Below are 25,845 nucleotides of genomic sequence, written 5' to 3' on the forward strand. Positions count from 1 at the left end.
GGTTGGATGATGGCGGCAGGCTTGGCCTCAGCCGCGCGTCCAGTATTTGTCGACGTATTTCTGGATCTCGGCGCGCATGAACTTGCCGGAAGCATCCGCACGTTCTTCCCAGCCGAAGACGCAGGCCGTGACGATGCCGTCGAAGCCGACCTCCGCGAGCGAGGAGAAGAACACGTCCCAGTCGATCTCGCCCTGGTACATGTCCATGTGCTGGTGGATCGTCACCTTGGCGCCCGGCGGGTTGACGATGTAGCGCAGGCCCGAGGAGGCCTTGTGATTGTAGGTATCGGCCACATGCACATGGGCGATCAGCGGCCCGGCGTCGCGGATCATCTTGGCCATGTCATCACCGAAATAGAAAGTGTGCGGCGCGCAATAGAGGAATTTTACGTTTTTCGAGCCGATGGTCTTCAGCATGTCGATCGCCGGATGCAGCGTCTCGCACCAGTCCTCCGGATGCGGCTCCATGTTGAGCGTCACGCCCTCCTTCTCGAAGACCGGCACCAGTTCCTCGATCGACCGCCACCAGGCCGCCTCGCTGTGTTCATGCGTATGCATGCCGCCGCAGCAGCTCAACCGGTGGCCGCGATCCGGCGAAGGCCCGCGGCCGAACTCCGAATTCATGGTGTCGCAATCCATCTCGACGGCGATGCGGATCGCTTCCTTCCAGTAGCGCACCGCGGCCTGGCGCTCGTCCTCATGCGGGCTAGCCCAACGATACATCGGCAGCAGGGATGCGAGCTTGACGCCATGGTCCTTCAACGCCGATTTGAACTCGGCGATACGCTCCTTGTGCGCCCGCGGCCGCACCCACCAGGGCAGGAAGTCGTCGCGCGGCGACAGTTCGATGTGGTCGTAGCCGAGCTCGGCCGCCTTGCGGCAAAGCTCGCTGAGCCCGAGATGACGGTGCATATGGGGGTCGAGTGCGATTTTCATGGTGCTCCTCCATCATCGCCGCGCATCCCTGCCGGCGGATGATCCTTCGCGGGATCGTTTCGAACTTCGGTCTCTCCTCCCGAATTGCCTGCAGGATAGCCCTGCCCCCGGCCCGGCTCCAATGCTTCGGTGATCAAATTTGATCATTGACGACACAGGCATCGAGTGCTGATCTGCGATCGAAGATTTGGAGGTGATGGTGGCAAAAGCGACGTTGAGGGATGTGGCGGCAGCAGCCGGAGTCGGCACCGCCACGGTCGAGCGCGTCTTGAACGGTCGCGGCGGTGTGCGGCCGGAAACGGTCGAAAAAGTCCTGCTCGCCGTGAGAAGGCTCGGCTATGGCCGCGCGCTGCCGGAAAGCCATCGCGGCATCATCCGCATCGAGGTCATACTCGTTCGGCCGGAGACCAGTTTCTACTCGCGCATGAACCAGGCCTTCGAGCGCATCGCCGCCTCGCTCGACCACAGCATCGCCGTCCACCGCACCTTTGCCCGCGAAAACGACCCGGTCGATTTTGTCCGCATCATCGCCACCCCGAAACTGCGACGCTCGGCGCTGATCGTCGTGGCCCCGGACCATCCCGATGTGGTCGAGAGCGTCAGAAAGGCGGCAAGCCTCGGCATTCCCGTCGTCCAGATCATGACCCGTCCGGCGCCGGAACTGCCCTATGTCGGCATCGACAACTACGCTGCCGGGCGCACGGCCGCCCACTACATGTCACAGATGCTTTCGGCGCGTACCGGTTCCTTCGTCGCGCTCTGCCATAGCGGCGCCTACGAGAACCACAAGGAACGCATTCGCGGCTTCTCCACCTATCTCGACGAGCAGGGCGACGCGGCTCACCGCTTCACGCAAGTGATGTTCGACCGCGACGACGAACACGATGCGATGGAGCTTCTCGGCAGAGCCCTTGCCCGCGACCCCGATATCATCGGCGTCTACAGCGCCGGCGGCGACAACAACGGCGTCGCCAAGGTGCTGCAGGCCAATGCGCTGAAGAGTGGGGCCGACGCCAAAATCTTCTGGGTCGGCCATGAACTGACCGAGCGGACGCGGCGCTACCTGCGCCAACGGCTGATGTCGATCGTGCTCGACCAGGCGCCCGAGATCCAGGCCCGGCGCTCGATCGACCTGACCCTGAAAAGTCTCGGCCTCATGGAGGTGGAGGTCAGCACCGAGCCCGTACGCTTCCTGACCGTCACCTCGGAAAATCTTTGATCGAACACCCGCCTGCGGCCAGTATCTGCGTCGAAAACAGTGCCATTTCCCATCCGAAGCGCGCGCTCAGCGCACTTTTTTCCGGGGGCGGTTGCCTCGCTCATGGCCCTGTATCGTAAGGTTTCCAAACGATTTTTCTCGGGAGCGACCGGGGTCTGGCCGGCCGGTGGTGCCGCTCTATCCACTCAAAAATGCCTTGGCCAGGTTGCCTTGACGGCCGCCCTGACTATATTAGCGATGCCTGATCGCCACTCATTGTTCGAGTCGCACGATACTTTCGGGCCCCCTTCACCCGACGAAACTCCTTGTCGGTGGACCAACGAAGGAGACACTTCATGTCCTTTAAGAAAAATCTGAATAAGGCTTCCGACGCCACTGTTTCCCGCGTCAGCATCGGAGCCGCTGTAAAGCGTTCGCGTGAATCCCACGGCTACACCGTCGATGAAATGTCGGTCACCACAGGCCTGACAGAAACGGAAATTTCCAAGGTCGAACTCGGCGCCGATACCGATCCCGTCAAGCTGCAGCGCATCGCCGCTGCCTTGCAAGTCCCGCCTGCCGCCTTCACCGCCATGCGATAACGGCGGTGCCGGGCATATCGTGCCCAAACCGGGCGCCCTGCCCACCCCGAAATGCGGACTGGAAAGACCATTCTCTTGCAGCAAGGCGTAACCGCCGCTGCTTCAAGCCGAGAGTCTGAACTGAAATCTGGCCTTCACGACCATTGGCTCAAAAGGGAAAGCCGGGGTTTTGCCCCGGCTTCCTTCATATGTGCCCCCTCGTGCGAGAGCGTGCGGCCTTCATTGCCGCGACAGATACACCTTCATCTTCGCCGCCATATCCTCGACAGGCTCGCCGGTCACGTCGACCAGTGCCTTCTTCACCACGCCGGTAAACGGATAGGGCGCCTTGTAGGCCGTATCCATGGTCGGTGACCCGGAATCCGCCCCGACGCAGACGCCTGCGGCGAGGCCAAGCGAAATCGGGATCGTCACCGGCAGGTCGCCACTGCCGGCCTGCTTGCCGTCGACGAACAGCTTGATATTGGCCGGTACGCCCTTGCCCTTGGCGATGTCGGCCTTACCGGTCGGAGTGAACTCGAAGCTGAAGATGTGATCGCCTTCGGGAATGGCCGCGTCCGACTGCACGGTGAAGCGCTGGTCGGCGACATAATTGTAGCCGTAGATCAGCTTGTCACCCTGGACGTAGAACGAGAACCCGCCGTCGACGCCGCCCATCGAGAGCAGCACGCCCTCCGCGCCGCCCTTCGGCACATTCGCCTCCACCGAGATCGAGTGGGCGACATTGACGAGATAGGGAGCGGCGCTGCCGGGCACGAGCTGGGTATCCGGGTAGTAGATGTACTTCTTGCGATTGGCCGCGATCTGCGGGCGTTCATCGGCAAAGCGCGCGGTACCGCGGCTGTCGATCGGCAACACGTTGTATTTGCCCGCCTCGACATACCACATGCCGATCATCGCGATCAGCCGGTCGCGTTCCGTCTCGGCCAAGTTCTTCGTCTCCGAAAAATCCTCCTTGAGGTTGTAGAGCTCCCACCCCTTGGCATCGAGCTCGATGAGTTTTTCATACGAGATCGGCGCGCCGAAGGTCAGGCCCGACTCCGTGAAGGAGGTTCCCGGCCACGGGCACACCGCACGCCAGCCGTCGTGATAGAGCGAGCGGTGCCCGAACATCTCGAAATACTGGGTGATATGCAGCGACGGCGCATCGGCGTCATCGAAGGAGGACTTCAGGCTGAAGCCCTGGATCGGCGACTGGGTGACGCCGCGGATCTGCGCCGGCGGCTCGATCCCCAGCGCATCGAGCACTGTCGGCACCATGTCGATCCCATGGCAGTACTGGCTGCGGATCTCGCCCCTGGTCTTGATGCCCTTGGGCCAGACGATCATGAACGGATCGGACACGCCGCCGCGATAGGTCTCCCGCTTCCAGCGGCGGAAGGGCGTGTTGCCGGCATGGGTCCAGCCGAAGGCATAGTGGTTGAAATATTTCGGGCCACCGAGATCATCGATCGCGGCGAGGTTCTGCTGGAGATCGTCAGGCACGTTGTTGAAGAACTTGCCTTCGTTGACCGAGCCGTTCGGCCCGCCTTCGGCACTGGCGCCATTGTCGGAAACGACCATGATCAGCGTGTTTTCGTATTCGCCCATGTCCTTCAGGAAGGCGATCAGCTCGCCGATATAATGGTCGGTGTGTTCGAGGAAGCCTGCAAAGACCTCCATCATTCGGGCAAACAGCCGCCGTTCGTCGGCCGACAGTTTCTGCCAGTCCTGCACATCCGGGTCGTGGCGCGACAGAACGGTATTCTCCGGGATGATGCCGATCTGCTTCTGTTTGGCGAAGACCTTTTCGCGATAGGCATCCCAGCCGTCGTCGAACTGGCCCTTGTATTTGTCGGCCCATTCCTTCGGCACGTGATGAGGCGCGTGCATCGCGCCGGGGGCGAAGTAGACGAAGAAGGGTTTGTTGGGCGCCACCTGCTTGGAGTCAGCGATCATCGACTTGGCCTTGGCGACCAGATCCGGCGTCAGGTGATACCCCTCTTCCGGCGTCTTGTCCGGCTCCGTCTGGCTGTTGTCGCGCACCAGTTCCGGATAATACTGGTGGGTATCGCCGCCGAGGAAGCCGAAGTAGCGCTCGAACCCCCGCCCCAGTGGCCAGCGGCTGTAGGGCCCGGCCGCCGAAGTCTGCTCGGCCGGCGTCAGGTGCCACTTGCCGAGCGCATAGCAATTGTAGCCGTTCTGCTGCAGGATTTCCGAGAGGAAGCCGTTTTCGAACGGTATCTGGCCGTTCGCACCGGGGAACCCCTCCGAGCCCTCGGTGATGCAGGCCATGCCGTTTGAGTGGTGGTTGCGTCCGGTGAGAAAGCAGGATCGCGAGGGCGAGCAAAGCGCCGTCGTGTGCATGTTGCTGTAACGCAGACCGTCGGCGGCAAGCGCATCCAAGTTGGGCGTGTGGATCGGGCTGCCGAAACAGCCGAGCTGGCCGAAGCCCGTGTCGTCGAGAACGATGAACAGCACATTGGCGGTCCCCTCGCGCGCCCTTGTCGGCGCCGGCCAGGCGGGCTGCGAAACATCGAACGTGCGCCCGATGACGCCGGAGAATGCCTGTCCCGGCGGGTATTCCTTCAGTTCGGCCTCAGCCGGGCGGGCGCTGAGCCCTGCAGTCGCGGCAATGGCTGTGCTGCCAAGCAAAACGCCGCGACGTGTCAGTTTGATATCGTCACTCATCTGCCTTCCTCCGTTATCCGGTCATGCTTGATTAGAGGTCATGGGGAGTAGGAAAGACTGCGCGCCCATTGGGGGCGTATCGATGCGGCGCGAAATTTAGCACAAACTAAACTTAAGGGCTATGTTTACCCCCTTCATCACCACTGCAAGTGTCGCGCGGTGAGCGCATCGACAAAAAGAAAAGCCGAGGTTTTCACCCCGGCTTTCCGCATGTGTCTGATGGCTACAGCGCCGCGCGTCAAATATGACGCGCAAAGGACGCTGTAACGCTTTAAACTTGCTGCATAATTTTATCCTTAAATCGGATCCGATTTAAGGAATTATGCCGTAAGGCTTAGTTCTTCGCCTTGTCGACCAGCTTGTTCTTGCCGATCCAGGGCATCATGCCGCGCAGCTTGGCGCCGACTTCTTCGATCTGGTGGGCGTCGTTGACGCGGCGGATGCCCTTGAAGCGGGCCGCACCCGACTTGTACTCCTGCATCCATTCCGAGGTGAACTTGCCGGTCTGGATGTCTTTGAGGACGCGCTTCATCTCGGCCTTGGTTTCTTCGGTGATGATGCGCGGGCCGGTGACGTATTCGCCCCACTCGGCCGTGTTGGAGATCGAGTAGTTCATGTTGGCGATGCCGCCTTCATAGATCAGGTCGACGATCAGCTTCACTTCGTGCAGGCACTCGAAATAGGCCATTTCCGGCGCGTAGCCACCTTCGACCAGCGTTTCGAAGCCGGCGCGGATGAGTTCGACGAGACCGCCGCACAGAACGACCTGTTCGCCGAAGAGGTCGGTTTCGCACTCTTCCTTGAAGTTGGTTTCGATGATGCCCGAACGGCCGCCGCCGACGCCGCAGGCGTAGGAGAGCGCAAGGTCGAGAGCGTTGCCGGAAGCGTCCTGGTGAACGGCAACGAGGCAGGGAACGCCGCCGCCCTTCTGGTATTCGCCGCGGACCGTGTGGCCCGGGCCCTTCGGCGCGATCATGACGACGTCGAGCGAAGCCTTCGGCTCGATCAGGCCGAAGTGAACGTTGAGGCCGTGGGCGAATGCGATCGCAGCGCCGTCACGGATGTTGCCGGCGATGTCGGCCTTGTAGATTTCGGCCTGCAGTTCGTCGGGCGTTGCCATCATGATCAGGTCGGCCCACTTGGCAGCTTCGGCTACCGAGAGAACCGAGAGGCCGTCGGCCTCGACCTTGGCAGCCGTTGCCGAACCCGGCTTCAGCGCGATGCGGATTTCCTTGGCGCCGGAGTCCTTCAGGTTCAGCGCGTGCGCGCGGCCCTGGCTGCCGTAGCCGACGATGGCGACCTTCTTGGACTTGATGAGGTTGATGTCGGCATCACGATCATAATAGACGCGCATTTGAATGGTCCTTCCCGTTGCTATTTGTTGTTCCGCCGCACGACGCCCAAAACCGGGATCGGTCCAGGAGCCATGCAACAATTCCGTGTTTTACAGCGACCTCAGCGCTTCCAGGCGCGAGACACTGCAATTCCGATTGCTGCAGCGACCTTTGCGCGTCTTCGACGCGCGGCGCTGCAATTCCAGTGCTGCAGCGGCCTTTGCGCGTCTTTGCCGCGCGGCGCTGCAGGCGAGGTCCTCCCTCGCCGTTACCCTTTCGTGCCGTAGAGCGTGAGGAAGGCGCTGACCGCCTGCTCCGCCTTGCGGCCAAAACCCTTTTTCATCTCGCCGGCCTCTTCGCCCAGCAGCATCTTCAGGTGCCAGTCGGAAACGATCAGCCCGTAAAGCGCGCCATAGGCCTCGTCGGCATCGTCAAATGCCAGCAGCCCCGCCTTGCGGCCGGCCTCCAGCAGCGCGGCGGCACGCCGCCCGATCTGCCGGCGCCCGCGCTCCTGCAGCATGTGGCCGAGCTTGGAGCCTTCGCGGCTCGCCTGGCCGATCGCCAGCCGGTTCAGCGCCAGCGACACGTCGCCGGCCAGAACCTCGAGCAGATCCTTGGCAAAGACCACCAGGTGCCGGCGCAGGCTCTCCGCGTTCAGCGCGTCGGCGGCGGGATCCTGGGTGCGAACCTTGCTCGCCTGGAACCCGATCATCGCCGACAGGAGCCCGTCGCGATCGCCGAACCACTTGTAGAGGCTTTCCTTCGAACAGTTGGCAGCCCGCGCCACACCGGCAGTCGTCAGCGCCTTCTCGCCGCCGTCGACCAGCAGACGCAACGCCTCTTCGAGAACGACGCCCTGACGCTCGGTCAGGCCGCTCCCGGCATTCGCCTCTCTTGTCGCAGCAACGCTTTGCACTTGGCTCCACCCATTCAGTACCGTACGGTACGGTTCGCATTCTTCTAATGAAGCGCGGGCGGACCGTCAAGGCGATTTTACGGACCATTGGAAATTTTGTCGGCGCGGGATTGCCGCCGGCAGCCGGCGGCCAAAGGTCACTACCCCTAAACCGGGGCCGATGCTAAAAGCGCCCCATCGACGACAAGCGACAGGGTGTCCCCATGCACGAGGTGTTTCAGCTTCTGACGATCGCAGGCGTGTTCGTTCTAAGCGTGGTCAGCCCGGGGCCGAATTTCGCCATCGTCACCTCGACAGCGATGAGCGTTTCCCGCCGCACCGGCGTTGTCGCGGGCCTGGGACTGGCGGCAGCCTCCCTCACCTGGGCGCTGCTGGCGGTTGCCGGCATCGGCATCATCCTGACGCAGGTGCCCTGGATCTATACTGCCGTGAAGCTGGCCGGCGCCGCCTACCTGATCTGGCTCGGTGTCAAGATGGTGCTTGGCGCGCGCAAGCCATTGGTATCGACCAACGGCCAGGGCATCACCGGCGCGACCGCCTTTCGCAAGGCCTATCTGGTCTCGATGACCAGTCCCAAGTCGATCGCCTTCTATGGCAGCATCTTCTCCGTCATGGTGCCTGCACATGCCGCACCGTGGTTTTACGTGGCAGTCGTGCTGATGGCAGCCCTTGTTTCCTGTGTCTGGTATTGCGGCCTGGCGCTCCTGTTCTCGCATGGAGCCACACGACGGATCTTTGCCAGGGCGAAGACGGGAATAGAGACCACGATGGGTGTGGCCCTGATGGGCATGGGCGGAAAGTTACTGTTCAGCCGCTAAGGCGTGAGACGAGGGTCGGCCCCGCCCTCCGCCGCCGAAACATTACAATAATATAATGATCTCAATGCTTCCCGCCCGGGCCGTTTGTCCCTATTTGCTGCTAGGATGAAGCGCGCCTGTGACTTTGGCGCTGGCAAAGCCAGGTATGGGGCCAGGTATGGGCATGAACAAGACAGGCAAGACGGCACGCACGGAGACCACCGCACGCGAGGACGTGACGCCCAATGTCACCTTCATTCCCGGTGCAGCGCCCGTCCGGCGCAAGCGGCGCACGCGCAGCTGGCTGTGGATCCCCGTCGTTCTCGCCGTCGTCGGCGCCGGTTATTACGGCTGGACGCGTTATGCCACGAACCCGACCTCCGCCGCCATGGTCACCCAGGCTGTGGTGCGCGGCGACATCGAAAACAGCGTCACCGCCGTCGGCACGCTTGATGCGGTCAAGTCGGTCGATGCCGGCGCCCAGGTCTCCGGCCAGTTGAAGGCGCTGCATGTCGATATCGGCGACAAGGTCGAGCAGAACCAGCTCGTTGCCGAAATCGACCCGGCGACCATCGAAAACCGGATCGAGATCGACCAGGCCGAGCTTGCCAATCTGCAGGCCCAGCTCATTTCCAAGAAGGCCCAGCTCGTGCTGAAGCAGGCCAATATCGATCGCCAGCGCAATCTGGTGGCCGCCAACAGCATCGCCCAGTCGACGCTCGATCAGGCGATCGCCGATCTCGCCGCCGCCGAAGCCGACGTCAACGCCATCGAAGCGCAGATCCGCAAGCAGCAGGCGACCCTTGCCGGCGACAAGGTCGATCTCGGCTACACCAAGATCTTCGCGCCGATGGGCGGCACCATCGTTGCCAACCCGGCCAAGGAAGGTCAGACGCTCAACGCCAACCAGACGACGCCGACCATCGTCACCATCGCCGATCTGTCGACCATGACCGTCAAGGCGCAGGTGTCGGAGGCCGATGTCGGCAGGCTCAAGGTCGGCATGGACGCCTATTTCACCCTGCTTGGCCAGCCGGGAAAACGCTTTGCGGGCAAGCTGCGCCAGATCCAGCCGATGCCGGACACGGAAAACAACGTCGTGCTCTATTACGCCCTCTTCGACGTTCCCAATCCGGATGGCGAATTGATGATGTCGATGAGCGCCCAGGTGTTCTTCCTGCAATCCTCCGCCAAGGACGTGCTGATCGTGCCGAGTGCTGCGCTGCACACGGCCGGTGGGAAAGCGGGCGGCCAAGGCTCGGCCAAGCGCGGCGACAAGGCGGATGCTGCCGGCGGCAGGCCGGGCGCTGCCGGCGGCAGCGCCGAGGTGACCGTGGTCACATCCTCGGGCGCGCTTGAAACCCGCGCCGTCGAGGTCGGCATCCGCAACCGCGTCAATGCCGAGATCAGGAGCGGCTTGAACGAGGGCGACACCGTCGTCGTCGCCGCCGGCTCCGACGCCCCGGCGAGCGCCCGCGGCAGCCAACGCGGCATGCGCATGCCGCCGATGTTCTGAGGACAATTTAGAGATTGGCCATGACCCCGCTCCTCTCGCTCCGGCACGTCAGCAAGACCTATTTCAACGGCGATCTCGCCGTCGAGGTGCTGCACGGCGTCTCGCTCGACATCGAGGCTGGCGAGTTCGTCGCGATCATCGGCCAGTCCGGTTCGGGCAAGTCGACGCTGATGAACATCCTCGGCTGTCTCGACCAGCCGACCGAGGGCGATTATCTCATCGACGGCGAGCGGGTCTCCGGCTTCGACACCGACGAACTGGCAGCACTCAGGCGGCGCACCTTCGGCTTCGTCTTCCAAAGCTACAATCTCATTCCGACCGCAAGCGCCCAGGAAAACGTCGAGGTTCCGGCCGTCTATGCCGGCATGTCGGCGCGCGACCGCCACGACCGCGCAGGCGCCCTGCTGCAGCAGCTGAAGCTCGGCGAGCGGCTCGGCCACCGCCCAAACCAGCTTTCCGGCGGCCAGCAGCAGCGTGTGTCGATCGCCCGCGCGCTGATGAACGGCGGCCGCGTGGTGCTGGCCGACGAGCCGACCGGCGCACTCGACAGCCAGAGCGGCTCCGATGTCATGGCGCTCCTGCGCGACATGAACGACAACGGCCACACGGTCATCGTCATCACCCACTCGCGCGAGGTCGCCGAACAGGCCGACCGGCTGATCGAGATCCATGACGGCCGCATCGTCGCCGACCGCACCAAGAAGAGCCGCAGCAATCCGGAGGCGGCGCGGGCGCTGAGCCGGACGGTGAGCGAGGGCTCGGCGGCAATTGCCGACGTCACCGAAGCCGTGAAGATGGCGTTTAGGGCGCTGCGCGCCAATCTCTTCCGTACCATCCTCACTTTGCTCGGCATCGTCATCGGCGTCGGCTCGGTGGTCGCCATGCTGGCGATCGGCACCGGCGCGCAGGATTCCGTGCTCAACCGCATTTCCTCCATGGGCTCCGACCTCCTGGTGGTGCGGCCGAGCATGGCCAACTTCCGCGGCAGCGCCGGCGGCAGCAACGTCACCCTCGTTCCCGCCGATGCCGACGCCATCCTCGAGGTGCCGAACGTCGCCTTTGCCGTGCCCGAACTGACCAGCAATGTCACGGTCCGGCGCGGCAATGTCGACTACCAGACGAGCGCCAACGGCACCGTGCCGCAATTCACCACGGCAAAATCCTGGAAGATGCAGCAGGGCGAGTTCCTCACCCAGGACGACATGGACACCTATGCGCCGGTGGCGGTCCTCGGCCAGACCGTGGTCAAGACGCTGTTTCCCGACGGCGACAACCCACTCGGGCAATATGTGCTCGTCAACAAGATCCCGTTCCAGGTCATCGGCGTGATGGCCGAGATGGGCGCCACCTCCTTCGGCAACGACCAGGACGACGTCGTGCTCGTGCCGCTGACGACGGGCAGCATGCGCCTCTTCGGCCAGCGCAACGTGCGCACCATCACCGTGCAGGTGAAGGACGCAGCCGCCATCGACATCACGCAGCAGACGATCCAGTCCCTGCTCGACCAGCGCCACAAGCGTCAGGACACCCAGATCACCAACATGTCGTCGGTGCGCGAGGCCTTCACCGAAACCTCCAATACGATGAAGCTGTTCCTGGGCTCGGTCGCCGCCATCTCGCTGCTCGTCGGCGGTATCGGCGTGATGAACATCATGCTCGTCTCGGTCAGCGAGCGCACCCGCGAGATCGGCGTGCGCATGGCAACCGGCGCACGCCAGCGCGACATCCTGCTGCAGTTCATCATCGAGGCACTGGTCGTCTCGGCGATCGGCGGCACGCTCGGCGTCCTGCTTGGCCTCGGCGTCGGCGCGCTCGCCGGCCAGTTCGGCATGCCCGTCGCCTTCACGCTCGGCCCGGTGGCGCTCGCCTTCGCCTGCGCCTTCCTCACCGGCCTCGTCTTCGGCTTCCTCCCCGCCCGCAACGCCTCGAGGCTGCAGCCGGCCGTGGCGCTCAGTGCTGATTGAGGCATGGCGCGCGGCGGCCAGTGGACAAAACGCGCCGCGCCACCCAAGGTGGCATTTTGCAGCCTGTGGGTGTGATTCGCTATGTGGAAGGTCTTTGCAGTTCTTTATAGCCTGGCCTTTGCCATCGGGCTGGTATTTGCCGGCTACGTCATGCTGAGTTTAGGAGTGCAGTTGACGTCGAGCACCAAGATCATCGGCGGCGCAATCAAGGCCATGACACTTGTCACAGCAATCGGCCTCGTCGCCTACGCCTTCAACCTGCATGTCCCTCCCTTCGGGTTCTGGCGACCGTTCGGCTGGCTCCTCGGCATCGCGCTCGGATGCCTTTCATTGCTCAACATCGTTCGATTTGTCGGCCTGCTCGAAGGCGGCGATAACTTCACCAGCCTGCTCTGGATCTCGATGTCGCTTCTCGTCAACTACTTCAGTTGGCTTGGCGTCTGGCGATATGGCCGCCGCTTGTCGGCCATCGCCTGATAAAGCGAAAGCGAACGTTCAAGTATCTGAACAGCCTTCTTGTGGTGTCTGCTACATGACGCCGGACTGCCTTTGCAGAAGAAGCGGGCGAACCTCCAATCCTACTCACACCATCTCGCCCGCCGCGGACCGGACTTGACCACGGCTCGCCTGTTGATCGACAAAGCTCTCTGCACAGCGTGATGGTGGTTCGGCGCAAATCGGACGGCGCCGCGACGCAAGAGGCCAAGTTGCTCAACCTCATCCTCTACAGCGATCAACTTTTCCCCGACTGTTCGGCAATCGACCGCAGGCTTGCGGACTTGCTGAAGGCGCGAGGAACCGGAAATCGGCTTGCCTATGTGGCCTCCGGCCCGGAGCCGGATCGCAACTTCTTCCAGAGCGGCCAAGCCTATTACGGCCGATCCTGCCTTGATCTCCAGCTGTTCTTCGATCTCGACGAACCGCGTTCGGCAGAGGACATCGCCGCACTCTTTGCCTGCGACGCCATTCATCTGTCCGGCGGGCATACGGGCGATTTCCTCGAGCGGCTGCGACGAAGCGGGCTGATCCAGCCGCTCCGGGACTGGGCGCTCTCGGGCGGCACCCTGATCGGTGTCAGCGCCGGCGCCATTCTCATGAACCCGACGATCGCGACAGACGGGCTCTTTATCGGCCGGAGACCCGAGGACATAACGGATGGAGATGCGCTCGATCTCCTACCATTCGAATTCTTCCCGCACCTCAATGACGACGCCACCTACCTGCCCGCACTGCTGCGCTACAGCGCCCATACGCCGAGGCCGATCCTCGCCTGCAACGACAGCGACGGTGTCGTTGTTACCGACGGACGGATTGAGTGCGTGGGAAGTCCGCTTTGGATCTCCGGTGGCGCCGTGCGCGCGCCAGGCGAAGTCGAACTCGGCGGTTTCTCGATATCGCCGTCCTGAGTTTGCCGCTGGCGGCACCAGCGCTGGAGCCCGCACGCTAAGGGACGGCCCGCAAAACGTGAGCGTCCGCGGCGATCAGAGATGCCGTATCTCTGATGGTGTCGAACCCCAATCGTCGTTGAGGCCATCAAAATAGGTGACGGGTGCGGCGACCAGTTCGTCGATATCGACGCCGTCGAGGCAGGCTACATTGACGTTGAAATATTTATGGCCGCTCATATTCGGCACATCGACCCATTCGAACGGCCTGACGCCGCAATGGCTGCAGAACAGGTGATGCGCGACCGGGTTGCTGCCGCGATAGTCCGCCATTTCGGCTCCGCCGGCGATGAGGCGAAATGCCTCCGGTTGCACCTCGACGCACCAGAGCCGGATCTTGGTGCAGAGCGTGCAATTGCATTTCCCCGTCCCGGCACTGATGTCGATATCCGCTTCGAAGCGCACCGCGCCGCAATGGCAGCTGCCAGTGTAGGTCTTCAGCATTCCACCCCTCCCGCCTCGCGTGAAAAGCACCGCGAATTTAAGGTGTTACGACGCGCGCGCGTAATATCCGACACGACGCTGTTAAGCCGTGCGACTATGGCACCGGCCGCAGCGTTTGAAAATCGCGGCGCTATGTAGCAAATGCCACAAAGCTGGCACGATGCGGTCTGGTTCCTGTCAGCGGTGTCGCGAGGCAGATGGCGCCAATGGTCTTCGACCTGGCTCGTGCAAACGCCCGCGCGATGGTACATTGCCGTGCCTTGGACAATTCCCTCTCGACCCGGGCCACCGAGTGCGCAATGGAGGTTTCTCGTGATCAATCCTGCACCGGCACCCGCTTTGCTGCGCATCCCGACCTTCGACGATGTCCGGGCCGCGCGGGCACGCATCGCTGGCGCGGCTCACCGCACGCCCGTTTTGACGTCGCGAACTGCGGACGCACGAGCCGGAGCGGCCGTCTTTTTCAAGGCTGAGAATCTGCAGCGTGCGGGGGCTTTCAAGTTCCGTGGCGCGTACAATGCCATCGCTGCGCTGGACACACGGTCCCGGCAAAATGGTGTCGTCGCCTATTCCTCCGGCAATCACGCCCAGGCACTCGCCTATGCCGCGAGACTCCAGGGTGTTTCGGCAACGGTGGTGATGCCGCAGGACGCTCCGGAGATAAAGGTGGCGGCGACCAGGGGCTATGGAGCCGAGGTCATCTTCTATGACCGGTATACGGAAGATCGTGCGGAAATAAGCCAGCGCCTTGCCGCCGAACGAGGAGCAGCGCTGATTCCGCCTTATGACCATCCGGATGTCATCGCGGGACAGGGCACCGCAGCACTGGAACTGATCGAGGATGTCGGGGAGATCGATTTGCTCGCCGTTCCGCTGGGCGGCGGCGGTCTGCTTGCGGGCAGCGCGCTCAGCACCAGGGCGCTGTTGCCTGCCTGCGCCATTGTTGGCGTCGAGCCCGAGGCAGGCAACGACGGCCAGCAATCATTGCGAAAGGGCGAAGTGGTCCAGATCCCGGTGCCTAAGTCCATCGCTGATGGTGCGATTGTCACCCATGTCGGCAACCACAACTTCGCCATCCTGAAAAACAAGGTCGATGACATTGTCACGGTTACCGATGCCCAACTGGTCGAGACGATGCGGTTCTTTGCCGAGCGCATGAAGATCATCGTGGAACCGACCGGCTGCCTGGCCGCGGCGGCCGTTTTGCATGGCGCAATCGCCTGTGGCGGCGCGCGGGTCGGCATTCTGTTGAGCGGCGGTAATATCGATCTGAAAACCTTCAGCGCACTTCTGGACGGGCGCTGAAGCGGCGTGTCAGCTTATCCTTCGTTTGCATCAATGCTACTGCATAATTCCTTAAATCGGATTCGATTCAAGGACAGAATTATGCAGCCACTCAAAGTGTTACAGCGACCTTTGCGCGTCTAATACCAACGTGCGCTGGTCATGACCGATGCGCCCAATCGCGCAGCCCGATGGACATGATCTTCCACGACTGATCGGCGAGACTGTTCCCGCCTCCATCTATGATCCGAAACGTTTTCTACATCCCCCGCCCCGATATTCCGTCTGAGCATCATCCCCAACTGCAGGCCGCAGCCTTGCAGATATGGTCCCAGATTGTTCGCCTTCAGACTGCGTGAACACCGGCTGCGGTCCATTTCCGCGACGCAAGCTCATTAAGTTTACAGTGCCCCGCTCCGACCACCCCGCCAGGCCGACCAGATGACGATAAAACCAGCCTGACACTGATAGTCATTCCACAGTATAAATCCAAAACTCGCTATTTACTTTTTCCTCAACATTTCATCACTGTATATCCCATCACATCTATTCAGGAATGTTAAAAATACATTTCGATTACCCGCGTCATACATTTTTGATATTCCATCAATATGGTTCTGTACCTCCTTATCTAATTCATTTTTACTCTTATTCAATGCATTAAAATACTCTACGGCAAACTCGCTTGTTAACTTAAGCTTGCCGACATACTTTTTGTACAACTACTTTCGATCCGAATCTTTTAGACTTTCGGACGCAATAAAGTAAGTTGCTTTGCACTCTATCGACAGAGCCCGCATGTTTTCCATAGGAACATCAGCTGACGCGTGAGTATTATGTGGTAAAAAAGCACTACCTAACAAAAACACCGTTCCGAGCCACAGAGAGCATAGTTTCCCGCGCATTAATACGCCTGCGAGATTTGACGTTGGCATAATCCCCTCCATAGACCGACAATCGTCTACGCTACCTACGACACAAACTACGCGCCACCTACAATCTAATGTTGAGGCTATGTTTATGAGTAATATAAATAGACGCGCGACGCTGTAGCCCTTCAAATCCTCGATGACCACCATCACTCAGCTGCACCCCATCGGAAATCGGGTGGGCGCTGCTCCTCGCCGAAGATACTCAGGGCGCCTCAACCAAGAGGAGCAAGTCCATGTCCATGCTGCAAGACAAGATCGTCATCGTCACCGGCGCCTCGTCGGGTATCGGCAGAGCGGTAGCAGAACTCTTCGCCGCCGAAGGCGCGAAGGTCGTTTTGAACGCCCGCAACGAAGCGCCGCTCGCCGCCGTGGCGGAGGCCATCCGAGCCTCCGGCGGCGAGGCGATCGCCGTCAGCGGCGACGTCACAGAGGAAGACACACACGCCCGGCTGGTCGAAGCCGCCGTCAACCGGTTCGGCGGCCTCGATATCGCCGTCAACAATGCCGGTGCCGTTGGCGCCATGAAGCCGCTCGCCGAGATCACGGCCGCGGAATGGCAGGAGACGCTGGCCGCCAACCTCACCTCCGCCTTCCTCGGCACCCGCCACCAGATCCCGGCAATGCTCACGCGCGGCGGCGGATCGCTGGTCTTCACCTCCACTTTCGTCGGAACCAGCGCCGGCATCCCCGGCCTGGGCGCATACGGTGCAAGCAAGGCCGGGCTGATGGGGCTCGTAAAGGGCATCACCGCCGATTACGGCGCGAGCGGCATCCGCGCCAACGCCCTGCTTCCGGGCGGCGTCGACACGCCGATGGGCGGCAGCAAGGAGCAAAAGGAATGGGCCGCCGGCCTGCACGCTATGAAGCGCATCGCCCAGCCCGACGAGATCGCCCGGGCGGCGCTGTTCCTGGCAGGCCCGATGGCAAGCTTCGTCGCGGGCTCCGCGCTCTACGCTGACGGCGGGAATGCCGCGGTCAAGTGACGACAACGGCAGCGCCGATTTCGCGCGCCGGGGCGATTTGCCCCGGCGCCTGCTGCTTGGACCGTCATCGAAAAGGCGAAGGCCCCGCAGCAAACTGCAAGCCTCACAGCGGAATCGCCGTCGTCTCCTTGCCCGTGCGGATCACGAACATCGTGTAGTAGCGGGCGACATTGCTCTCGTCGCGGAAGAGCCGCTCGGTCAGGGCATCGAGTTCTTCCATGTCCTTTAGCCGCAGCATCAGAAGCGCATCGGTCTCGCCGCTGACGCTATAGGCCTGAACCACCGCAGGCTCCTTGGCGGCAAGGTCGAGGAAGCGACGCACATATTGTTCGCCATGGCGCTCCAGCTCGACGGTGATGATCGCCTTCACCGACCGGCCGGCCTTGGCCGGATTGAGGACGGCGACCACCCGGTCGATGACGCCAGCCGAGTGAAGCCGTCGGATACGGCGCAGGCAGCTCGACGGCGACAGCCCGACTTCAACCGCAAGATCGGCATTGGTGCGCGACGCATCCTGTTGCAGCAGCGTGAGCAGCTTTCTGTCGATCTTGTCCATGCCGATTCCCCATTCATGTGGCGCCGTGCAATTTTATTGCACAGATTCGCATATTTTGACCACAACTGCGAACGGCCCCGCGCTAGTCCTTGGATGACAACTCAGGGAGACACCGTCATGGCCGTTCACATCATCCTCTACCGCAAGACGCTCGCGACACTCGAAGTCTATTGGGAGCTGGTGCGCATCATCGTTCCCGTCACCATCGCCACGCACGTCCTGCAGGAGCTGGGCGTGATCCGGGCAATCGCGCCGGCCTTCGAGCCGCTGATGACCCTGGTCGGGCTGCCGCCCGAACTCGCCTTTGCCTGGCTCACCGGTTTGCTGGTCGGCATCTGGGGGGCGGTGGTGGTGGTTTTTGCGCTGGTGCCGGTTTCGGAGCTGACGACCGCCGACATGACCGTGTTCTCGGCATTGATGCTGGTGGCGCACGCCATTCCGATCGAACAGCGCATCATCCAGAAAGCGGGCCCAAGCTTCGTGGTCACAGCGGCGCTGCGTATCGTTGGCGGCCTCATCTTCGCAGCACTCCTGCACCAGCTGTTCGCGGCGACCGGATGGCTCGCCGCACCTCTGAGCCCGGCATGGACACCGGTCAACCAGGGCTCCGACTGGATCAGCTTCACTTTCAGCACGCTGAAGACGCTTGCGACCATGCTCGTCGTCCTACTGGCCTTGAGCTGGATGATCGAGATCCTCAAGATGGTGGGCATCCTCGGCTGGCTGAACCGGGCAATGGCGCCGCTCTTCCGCCTCGCCGGGATCCAGCCGCAGACAGTGCCCTTCACCGCCGTCGGCGTGCTTCTCGGGATCTCCTATGGTGGCGCGCTGTTGATCCGCGAGGCGCGCACGGCAAGCGTCGAACCGCGCCAGGTCTTCCTCGCCTGCGTCTTCATGGGCTTCGGCCACAGTCTCGTCGAGGACACGTTGGTCGTCGTCGCGCTCGGCGCGGATTTTGCCAGCGTGTTCTTCGGCCGGCTTATCTTTGCAATCGTCGCGACGGCCTTGATCGCCAGGGTCATCGGCTCGGCGCCCGACGCGGTGTTTTTCAGGACATTCTTCCGCAAGGAAGGTTTCAAACTTGCTCCATCGGAAGCCGGTCTTGGCGGATGAAAACTTCGGCGGGGCGGCTCCTGCCGCCCATCTACAGCGCCGCGCGTCTTATCAGACGCGCAAGGGTCGCTGTAGCACTTTGAGTTGCTGCATGTTTTTATCCTTAAATCGGATACGATTTAAGGAAACATGCAGTAGCATCGAAGCCTTGCTTCACCCGACGACACGCCAAAACCAGCTTCGTAACTGTTACATCCTTGCCTAATTTTAGCATTCTGTAATCCTCCCCGTTTCACCGGAGGAGAAGCGACATGCTAAGACTTGGAACGCTATTTCTCGCCACGTTGAGTTTGACGGCAGCGTCGAATTTCAACGCTCATGCGCAGGAAACCACAGGTGAGTTGGGTTCGCCCAGCGCAACAACGACGATCGACGGCCGATACTTGCCCAACCCGCCAGCGGCCTTCGGTGGAGATATCGGACTCGACGCGAAAACCTCGAAACCCTACTGGCCGCCTCAGATCGTGCCGCGAAAGGGCGCTCCCAACATTCTGCTGATCATGACCGATGACGCCGGCTACGGCGTTGCGGGCACATTTGGCGGCGTTATTCCGACGCCGGCGCTTGACCGGGTTGCCAACGCCGGCTTGCGCTTTACGCAGTTCCATTCCACCGCGCTGTGCTCACCATCGCGCGCCGCCCTTATCACCGGCCGTAACCATCATTCGTCAGGCTTCGGCGTTATCTCCGAGCAGGCCACCGGTTATCCCGGCTATGACTCGATCATCGGCATCGAGAACGCTACGATTGGTGAAATCCTGAAGCAGAATGGCTACGCCACGTCCTGGTTCGGAAAGAACCACAACACCCCCGCCTTTCAGTACAGCACCGCTGGTCCGTTCGATCAGTGGCCGACGGGTATGGGCTTCGATTACTTCTATGGCTTCATGGGTGGCGATAGCAATCAGTGGGAGCCGTACCTGTTCCAGAACACGACCCAGATTTTCCCCTGGACCGGCAAGCCCGGCTACAATCTCGTAACGGACATGGCCGACAACGCGATCGATCATATCAAGCAGCTGAATGCGGCAGCACCTGACAAGCCGTTCTTCGTCTACTACGTGCCCGGCGCCACGCATGCACCCCACCATCCCACGAAGGAATGGATCGACAAGTTCAAGGGCAAGTTCGACATGGGCTGGAACGAGCTGCGCGAGCAGATTTTCGCCAATCAGAAAAAGCTCGGCGTTATTCCCGCAAACACGCAGCTGACCGAATGGCCGGATACCCTGCCGAAATGGGACACTTTGGACGCAGAAAGCAAGAAGCTGTTTGCGCACCAGGCTGAGGTCTTCGCTGCCTATGTTGCCTATTCGGATCACGAAATCGGCCGGGTCATCCAGGCCGTCGATGATCTCGGGAAACTCGACAATACCCTTGTCATCTACATCGAGGGAGACAACGGCACCAGCGCCGAAGGAAGCGCGATAGGAACCCCGAACGAACTGATCACGATCGAAGGCATGCAGATGCCGGTCGCAGAGCAGATGAAATTCTATGATAAATGGGGCTCCAACCAAACCTATCCGCACATGTCGGTTGCCTGGTCATGGGCCTTTGACACGCCGTTCAAGTGGACGAAGCAGGTTGCTTCACACTTCGGCGGCACGCGCCAGGGCATGGCGATGTCCTGGCCGGCACGGATCAAGGAAGCCGGTGGCGTTCGGACTCAGTTCCACCACATGATCGATATCGTTCCTACGATCCTCGAAGCAACAGGCACGACGGCCCCGGCGATGGTCGATGGCGTCGCGCAAAAGCCGATCGAAGGCGTCAGCATGGCCTATAGCTGGGACAACGCCCAGGCACCATCTGCCCGCAAGACCCAATACTTTGAAATGTTCGGCAATCGCGGCATCTACAACGACGGCTGGTATGCCTGCACGACACCGCCGGCAGCGCCGTGGTTGATGGGCAAGACAGCGATGCCCGACGTCGTCGACGGCTATAAGTGGGAACTGTACAACCTCACGGAGGACTATTCCCAGAACAACGACCTTGCTGCAAAAATGCCCGAAAAATTGCACCAGATGCAGGAACTGTTTCTGATGGAAGCGGCAAAATACGACGTCTTCCCCTTGGACAACTCGATCCTGGAACGCCTTCTTACGCCACGGCCGAGCGCCACCGCCGGACGGAAGGAGTTCAGCTACGCCGGCGTGATGTCAGGCATTCCGACAAGCAATGCACCGAGTGTCATCAACAAGTCCTATACGATCACCGCAGAGGTAACCGTTCCTGAAAACGGCGGCGAAGGTATGCTCGTCACCACAGGGGGGCGCTTCGGTGGATACGGGTTCTATCTCCTCAAGGGCAAACCCGTGTTTCTGTATAACTTCGTCAATATGGAGCGCTTCCGCTGGGAGGGTCAGGAAACCCTTTCATCCGGCAAGCACACGCTGGTCTTCGATTTCAAATCCGACGGACCCGGCATGGGCAAGGGCGGCACTGGCGTCCTGAAGGTGGACGGCAAGGAGGTTGCGAACACGAGAATACCGCACACGATCCCGGCATTGATGCCCTGGGATGAGACCTTCGATGTGGGCGTCGATACGCGCACAGGTGTCGAAGAAACTGACTATCAGGTGCCGTTCGCCTTCAACGGTGAAATTGCAAAGCTGACCGTCAATCTGCAGCCGTAACCCTTAATTTGCAGGCCCTGGACAGCCAGTTTCAGGGTCCGCGGTTCCGCTACTGCATGTTTCCTTAAATCGGATCCGATTTAAGGATAAAAACATGCAGCAATTCAAAGTGCTACAGCGACCTTTGCGCGTTTGATAGGACGCGCGGCGCTGTAGGTCGGCGCTACGCGGCTTGAAACAGCCGCAGAGCCTCGAACGACACGGCCAGAAAACAGCAAGGTCGCCAAGACTGGCGGCTTTTGAGCAACAGGTCGTACTTGACGCACGGCGTTGTCGAAGCCGAGGCCGCCGTCGTCCGACCAGCGCGGCCCCAGGATGGGTCATTCCGTGCCTGCCTCGGCGGTCCCGTTCGCAGGCGCCGCCGTCCGTCCGAACGTGGCGCGATAGGCGGCGGGCGTCGTCGAAAGCTGCTGGCGAAAATGGTGGCGCAGCGTCTGGGTCGAGCCGAAGCCCGAAACTTCCGCCACCTGCTCCATGCCCAGCGTGCTTTCCTCCAGCAGTTGCCGCGCCCGCGCCAGCCGTTCGCCAAGCAGCCAGCGCGCCGGCGTCGTGCCGGTGGCCGCTTCGAAGCGGCGCAGGAAGGTGCGTTCGCTCATGCCCACGGATTTGGCCAGCGCCGCGATCGAAAAATCCTCGCCGAGCCGCGCACGCATCCGGTCGATCAGCGGCCCGAGGCGCGCGCTCTCGTGCACCTCCGGCACCGCCCTTTCGATATATTGCGCCTGCCCGCCATCGCGGTGCGGCGGCACGACGAGGCGGCGCGCCACCCGGTTGGCCGCATCGCTGCCGAAATCGCGGCGAATGAGATGCAGGCAGAGATCGATGCCGGCGGCACTGCCGGCAGACGTCAGCACCGCGCCGCTATCGACATAGAGCACGTCGGGCACCACCTCGATATCGGGGTAGAGTGTCTTGAGCTTGTCGGTATAGCGCCAGTGGGTCGTCGCGCGCAGGCCCGAGAGAAGGCCGGCTGCCGCCAGCACGAAGACGCCGGAGCAGATGGAAAGCACCCGCGCACCGCCGGCATGCGCCGCGCGCAGCGCCCGGCACAGGGCTTCAGGCACCGGCGTATCGGCACCGCGCCAGCCCGGCACGATGATGGTGCCGGCCTCTGCCAACAGATCGAGCCCGCCATCGGCCACCAGCCTGATGCCGCCGGTCGCCCTCAGTTCCCCCGGCTCGATCGCCGCGACGGCGAAGCGATACCACCCCTCGCCCATCTCAGGCCGCGGCAGGCCGAACATTTCCACCGCCACGCCAAACTCGAAGGTGCAGAGACCGTCATAGGCGAGAGCGACGACAAGGGGATTGGCGGGCGATGGTGAGGTGGCAAGCGGTTTTGGCATGATCTTGAGCATATATGGCGAACCTGCCATCTGCCAGCCCTTTCCTGTGCTTGCTACAACCCTCCGCGTCAACCGCCCACTTCGACCAAAGGAGAGCAAGATGAGCTACGTCACCGAAACCCCAGCCGCAGCACCCGAGATCGCCATTGCCCATTTCGCCCAGCGCCTGAGTGTCGAGACCGATTGTGCCGACGTCGCCCATGCCCTGAAGAGCGGCGAGCAGGACTTCGTGCTGCTGCACGCAGTCGGCACCGAGGCCGCCTATGCCCGCCGCCATGTGCCGGGCGCCATCCACCTGCCCCACCGCGAAATCACCGCAGAGCGTTTGGCCGAGTGGCCGGCCGATACCCTGTTCGTTGCCTATTGCGCCGGGCCGCATTGCAACGGCGCCGACCAGGCGGCGCTGAAGATCGCCCGACTCGGACGGCCGGTGAAGATCATGATCGGCGGCATTACCGGCTGGGAAGACGAAGGTTTCGCTTTCGCCTCGGGCAGCGCCCCGGGCGAGCCGAAGCTGCTGCTTGCCGCCTGAAGGCACCGCTGACGAGGCAGATGGCCCGCGGATCAGGCGATCGGCGGGCCATTGCATGGCTCCCCGGGCCGGATTCGATCGCGCGAAGCAATGCCGATCGCCAAACGGCAGCCTTGGCGGACCCGTGCGAACGCGCCAAGGTAGCCGGCAGGAACAACAATGCTTGAAGGCCCCGTGATGAGCCCGATGACGAATGCCCTTTCCACCCGCCCGTTCGAGCATCGCGACGTGCCTGCGGTGCTGACACTGATGCGTGGCCTTGCCGTGTTCGAAGGCTATATCGACAAGTTCGCCGTCACCGAAAAGGATCTGATCGACCACGGTCTGTGCGATGCCCCACGCTTCGGCGTCTTCGTGGCCGAACTCGACGGCCGTGTCGTCGGCATCGCCGTGCACTATGTCATTCCCTGGACCTACGACCTGAAACCGACGGTGGTTTTGAAGGAACTGTTCGTCGAGGAAGCTGCACGTTCCTCGGGCGCCGGCGCTGCCCTCATCGCCGCCCTGAAGCGCCACGCCGCCGCCATCGGCGCGCCGCGCATCAACTGGACGGTGCTTGCCGGCAACGCGCCGGCCAAGCGCTTCTACCGGCGCCAGGGCGGCGGTCCCGACGAGGTATGGGAACCGTGGACGATGCCGGTATCATCGGGCAGCTAACGAACTTCGAGGCAGTAAGGACAGCACTTTCGCAGAGACACTCATAAGCGGGCGGCCAGCACAGTGCGGCGGCGCAACGGCGCTGCGCTTCACGATGTAGAGGCGCCGCAACACATTAATCCTGCCGCATAATACCTTGAATCGATTCCGATTTGAGGCATTGTGCGGTGACGCTTGCGCCGCCCAGGCGATCGAGGAGCCGGAGGACCGAGAGCCAATGAACGCATCGGAACACATCGACCAGTTGATCGCAGGGATCACCGACTGGCGTGGTGAAACGCTCGCCAGCCTGCGCAAGATCATCCTCGGAGCAGACAAGGAAATAGCAGAGGAATGGAAATGGATGGGAAGCCCGGTGTGGTCTCGCGATGGCATAATCGCCGTCGGCAATGCCCACAAAGATAAGGTCAAGCTTACCTTCTCCCACGGCGCCAGCCTGCCGGACCCTGAAAATCTGTTCAACAACGGCCTCGGCGGCAAGGTGTGGCGCGCGATCGACGTCTTTGAAGGTGACGAGATCGACGAGCGCGCGCTGCAAAACCTCATCCGCGCCGCCATCGACTACAACCAGGCCAAGTCGAAGAAGAAAAAGCCTTCGGCCAGCCGGGCGAAGACGGCCAAAAGCAAGGACGCGTGACGCCGCCGCCTCCTTGCACGCATCGACCCGACCTGCCGCTTCGCCAAGCACGAGACGGCAGGCGTGGTTCGAACACGCGCCGCGCCGTTTCGACGTCGCGATCGATCAGTGGCCGCCGAGCACCAATGTCTGCACCGGCAGCATCACCGCCTGCATGCGGAGAATCATCGCATGCACCAGGCCGACCGCGTCGACCACATGCAGATAGAACCAGCGCAGCGTGCTCGTGCCCGGCGCTTCCATCTCGTCATGACTGTTGGTGTAGGCGTTGGCGATGCAACTGCTGCCGGGCGGAACGTCATCGAGCACGCCGGGGTAAAGCGGCTCCATGACCACGGTGAGTGTGCCGGGCTTTGATATCTGCGTGACGTCGATGAGTTGATCGCTGGCTCTCACCTGTCCGGAGGCGATCACCTCCTGCACCTCTGTGACGACAAGGGGGATGATGGTGAAGGGCTTGCCGACGCAGGTGGCCTCTCCGATCATGCCGACCTTCATCACCTGCGTCTCGATCTGCCCGAAGCCGGCAACCAACCGCGCCCGGCCGGCATCTTCAGGCACCAGAACGCCTGCCGGCCGCAAGAGCGGATTGACGACTTCGCCGACCCGGAGCGTGAACTGCTGCACCGTACCGGACACGCCGGCACGTACCGTGGTCTTGGTGATATCGACCTCCGCCTGCTTCAGCGCCGCTTCCGCGCTTGACTTTTGCGAGGGCAGCAGGGACGAGATCTTCGTCTCCAGCGTCTGCTTGCTGGAAAGGGCAGCAGTGAGCGCGCCTTTGCGTCCTTCGAGCGCGACCTGCCGGCGTTCGATTTCGCGCCGCGCGACGACGTTGGGATTGAGCCGGTTCAGTTCCACCTGGGTGTCGTACTCGTCCTGAGCCTGCCGCACAGCCGCCTCTGCCTGCGTGATCGCGCCATCGGCGGCGACAAGCTCGGTGCGCGCAACGGTCATCTGTGCATCGACCTCGGCGATCTGGCGGCGCGCGACCTCGGCGGTGGCCTCCTCCTCGGTGCTGTCGAGCTTGAAAAGGGGCTGGCCAGCCTGCACCTTCTCAAAGAGCGTGGCATAGATTTCCGTCACGCGGCCGCCTGCCTCCGGCAGGATCGCCACCGTACGAAACGCCGAGGTGACGCTCTTGGTCGACGGATGGAAATAGAAGATGAGCGTGATCAGCGAGATCGTCAGGATGATGCAGGCGGTGATACCCCAGCGCAGTTCGAACCACACCGAATAGAGGGTAATCTCGCGTCCGAACCGCTTGCCCTGGACATAGCGCCGAAAGAGATAATCCGGAAAGATCGTCAGGAGCGAGCAAAGCAGAAACTCGAACATGTA

General features: G+C 62.0%; 22 protein-coding genes. 14 read left to right on the forward strand and 8 right to left on the reverse strand.

What is annotated here, in order from left to right; all coding sequences use genetic code 11:
• Positions 1-27: 27 nt before the first annotated feature.
• Positions 28-936 carry a sugar phosphate isomerase/epimerase family protein gene (locus tag BC360_RS01260; RefSeq protein WP_065786895.1) on the reverse strand — a complete coding sequence of 303 codons (909 nt, stop codon included), beginning with the start codon at positions 934-936 and terminating at the stop codon, positions 28-30.
• Between the two features lie 196 nt (positions 937-1,132).
• Between BC360_RS01260 and BC360_RS01265 the strand changes: the two genes are divergently transcribed.
• A complete protein-coding gene (locus tag BC360_RS01265; protein ID WP_208858146.1) occupies positions 1,133-2,155 on the forward strand; it encodes a LacI family DNA-binding transcriptional regulator in 1,023 nt (340 codons plus the stop codon).
• Between the two features lie 335 nt (positions 2,156-2,490).
• Positions 2,491-2,736: a helix-turn-helix domain-containing protein gene (locus tag BC360_RS01270; protein WP_065793965.1), complete on the forward strand. Its 246-nt coding sequence runs from the start codon at positions 2,491-2,493 to the stop codon at positions 2,734-2,736.
• Between the two features lie 219 nt (positions 2,737-2,955).
• Here the strand turns inward: BC360_RS01270 and BC360_RS01275 are convergent, their stop codons facing one another.
• The 3 genes from BC360_RS01275 to BC360_RS01285 all read right to left on the reverse strand — a co-directional run bounded on the left by BC360_RS01275 (position 2,956) and on the right by BC360_RS01285 (position 7,656).
• The gene (locus BC360_RS01275) at positions 2,956-5,406 is read right to left on the reverse strand and encodes an arylsulfatase (protein ID WP_083222379.1); all 2,451 of its coding nucleotides are present in this window, start codon (positions 5,404-5,406) and stop codon (positions 2,956-2,958) included.
• 334 nt (positions 5,407-5,740) lie between these two features.
• Positions 5,741-6,760: a ketol-acid reductoisomerase gene (gene ilvC, locus BC360_RS01280; RefSeq protein WP_065775359.1), complete on the reverse strand. Its 1,020-nt coding sequence runs from the start codon at positions 6,758-6,760 to the stop codon at positions 5,741-5,743.
• 248 nt (positions 6,761-7,008) lie between these two features.
• On the reverse strand, positions 7,009-7,656 hold the full coding sequence (locus tag BC360_RS01285; protein WP_065793966.1) for a TetR/AcrR family transcriptional regulator C-terminal domain-containing protein: 648 nt from the start codon (positions 7,654-7,656) through the stop codon (positions 7,009-7,011).
• A 203-nt stretch (positions 7,657-7,859) separates the two neighbouring features.
• Between BC360_RS01285 and BC360_RS01290 the strand changes: the two genes are divergently transcribed.
• From BC360_RS01290 to BC360_RS01310, 5 genes are all read left to right on the forward strand, one after another.
• A complete protein-coding gene (locus tag BC360_RS01290; RefSeq protein ID WP_065793967.1) occupies positions 7,860-8,474 on the forward strand; it encodes a LysE family translocator in 615 nt (204 codons plus the stop codon).
• Positions 8,475-8,637: 163 nt separating this feature from the next.
• Positions 8,638-9,969 (forward strand): efflux RND transporter periplasmic adaptor subunit, encoded by a 1,332-nt coding sequence (locus tag BC360_RS01295; protein ID WP_065794250.1) that lies wholly within the window; start codon positions 8,638-8,640, stop codon positions 9,967-9,969.
• A gap of 20 nt (positions 9,970-9,989) precedes the next feature.
• Positions 9,990-11,933 (forward strand): MacB family efflux pump subunit, encoded by a 1,944-nt coding sequence (locus BC360_RS01300; RefSeq protein WP_065793968.1) that lies wholly within the window; start codon positions 9,990-9,992, stop codon positions 11,931-11,933.
• Positions 11,934-12,014: 81 nt separating this feature from the next.
• Positions 12,015-12,410, forward strand: coding sequence for a hypothetical protein (locus BC360_RS01305; protein ID WP_065793969.1), 396 nt, complete (start codon positions 12,015-12,017; stop codon positions 12,408-12,410).
• A 230-nt stretch (positions 12,411-12,640) separates the two neighbouring features.
• On the forward strand, positions 12,641-13,339 hold the full coding sequence (locus BC360_RS01310; RefSeq protein ID WP_244512649.1) for a Type 1 glutamine amidotransferase-like domain-containing protein: 699 nt from the start codon (positions 12,641-12,643) through the stop codon (positions 13,337-13,339).
• 75 nt (positions 13,340-13,414) lie between these two features.
• Here the strand turns inward: BC360_RS01310 and BC360_RS01315 are convergent, their stop codons facing one another.
• A complete protein-coding gene (locus BC360_RS01315) occupies positions 13,415-13,822 on the reverse strand; it encodes a GFA family protein (RefSeq protein ID WP_065793970.1) in 408 nt (135 codons plus the stop codon).
• 312 nt (positions 13,823-14,134) lie between these two features.
• Here BC360_RS01315 and BC360_RS01320 point away from each other — a divergent pair, with 312 nt between their 5' ends.
• The gene (locus BC360_RS01320; RefSeq protein WP_139109871.1) at positions 14,135-15,127 is read left to right on the forward strand and encodes a threo-3-hydroxy-L-aspartate ammonia-lyase; all 993 of its coding nucleotides are present in this window, start codon (positions 14,135-14,137) and stop codon (positions 15,125-15,127) included.
• 1,144 nt (positions 15,128-16,271) lie between these two features.
• Positions 16,272-17,021 (forward strand): SDR family oxidoreductase, encoded by a 750-nt coding sequence (locus BC360_RS01325; RefSeq protein WP_065793971.1) that lies wholly within the window; start codon positions 16,272-16,274, stop codon positions 17,019-17,021.
• Positions 17,022-17,124: 103 nt separating this feature from the next.
• Here the strand turns inward: BC360_RS01325 and BC360_RS01330 are convergent, their stop codons facing one another.
• Positions 17,125-17,577 carry an Lrp/AsnC family transcriptional regulator gene (locus BC360_RS01330; protein ID WP_065786887.1) on the reverse strand — a complete coding sequence of 151 codons (453 nt, stop codon included), beginning with the start codon at positions 17,575-17,577 and terminating at the stop codon, positions 17,125-17,127.
• Positions 17,578-17,694: 117 nt separating this feature from the next.
• On the opposite strand from BC360_RS01330, the gene BC360_RS01335 reads away from it, so the two are divergent.
• Positions 17,695-18,690, forward strand: a complete 996-nt coding sequence (locus BC360_RS01335) for a nucleoside recognition domain-containing protein (RefSeq protein WP_065786886.1) — start codon at positions 17,695-17,697, stop codon at positions 18,688-18,690.
• Between the two features lie 251 nt (positions 18,691-18,941).
• Complete coding sequence (locus BC360_RS01340; protein WP_065786885.1) at positions 18,942-21,332, forward strand: arylsulfatase; 2,391 nt, start codon at positions 18,942-18,944, stop codon at positions 21,330-21,332.
• Positions 21,333-21,652: 320 nt separating this feature from the next.
• Here BC360_RS01340 and ftrA read toward each other — a convergent pair whose 3' ends face one another.
• Positions 21,653-22,708, reverse strand: coding sequence for a transcriptional regulator FtrA (ftrA, locus tag BC360_RS01345; RefSeq protein ID WP_065793972.1), 1,056 nt, complete (start codon positions 22,706-22,708; stop codon positions 21,653-21,655).
• A 70-nt stretch (positions 22,709-22,778) separates the two neighbouring features.
• On the opposite strand from ftrA, the gene BC360_RS01350 reads away from it, so the two are divergent.
• The 3 genes from BC360_RS01350 to BC360_RS01360 all read left to right on the forward strand — a co-directional run bounded on the left by BC360_RS01350 (position 22,779) and on the right by BC360_RS01360 (position 24,504).
• The gene (locus tag BC360_RS01350) at positions 22,779-23,210 is read left to right on the forward strand and encodes a rhodanese-like domain-containing protein (protein WP_065793973.1); all 432 of its coding nucleotides are present in this window, start codon (positions 22,779-22,781) and stop codon (positions 23,208-23,210) included.
• 159 nt (positions 23,211-23,369) lie between these two features.
• Positions 23,370-23,867 (forward strand): GNAT family N-acetyltransferase, encoded by a 498-nt coding sequence (locus BC360_RS01355; RefSeq protein ID WP_083222383.1) that lies wholly within the window; start codon positions 23,370-23,372, stop codon positions 23,865-23,867.
• A 217-nt stretch (positions 23,868-24,084) separates the two neighbouring features.
• The gene (locus BC360_RS01360) at positions 24,085-24,504 is read left to right on the forward strand and encodes a DUF1801 domain-containing protein (RefSeq protein WP_065793974.1); all 420 of its coding nucleotides are present in this window, start codon (positions 24,085-24,087) and stop codon (positions 24,502-24,504) included.
• 105 nt (positions 24,505-24,609) lie between these two features.
• Here BC360_RS01360 and BC360_RS01365 read toward each other — a convergent pair whose 3' ends face one another.
• Complete coding sequence (locus BC360_RS01365) at positions 24,610-25,842, reverse strand: HlyD family secretion protein (protein WP_065793975.1); 1,233 nt, start codon at positions 25,840-25,842, stop codon at positions 24,610-24,612.
• Positions 25,843-25,845: the final 3 nt, after the last annotated feature.

The organism is Ensifer sp. LC163, assembly GCF_001695855.1.
GTDB lineage: Bacteria > Pseudomonadota > Alphaproteobacteria > Rhizobiales > Rhizobiaceae > Ensifer.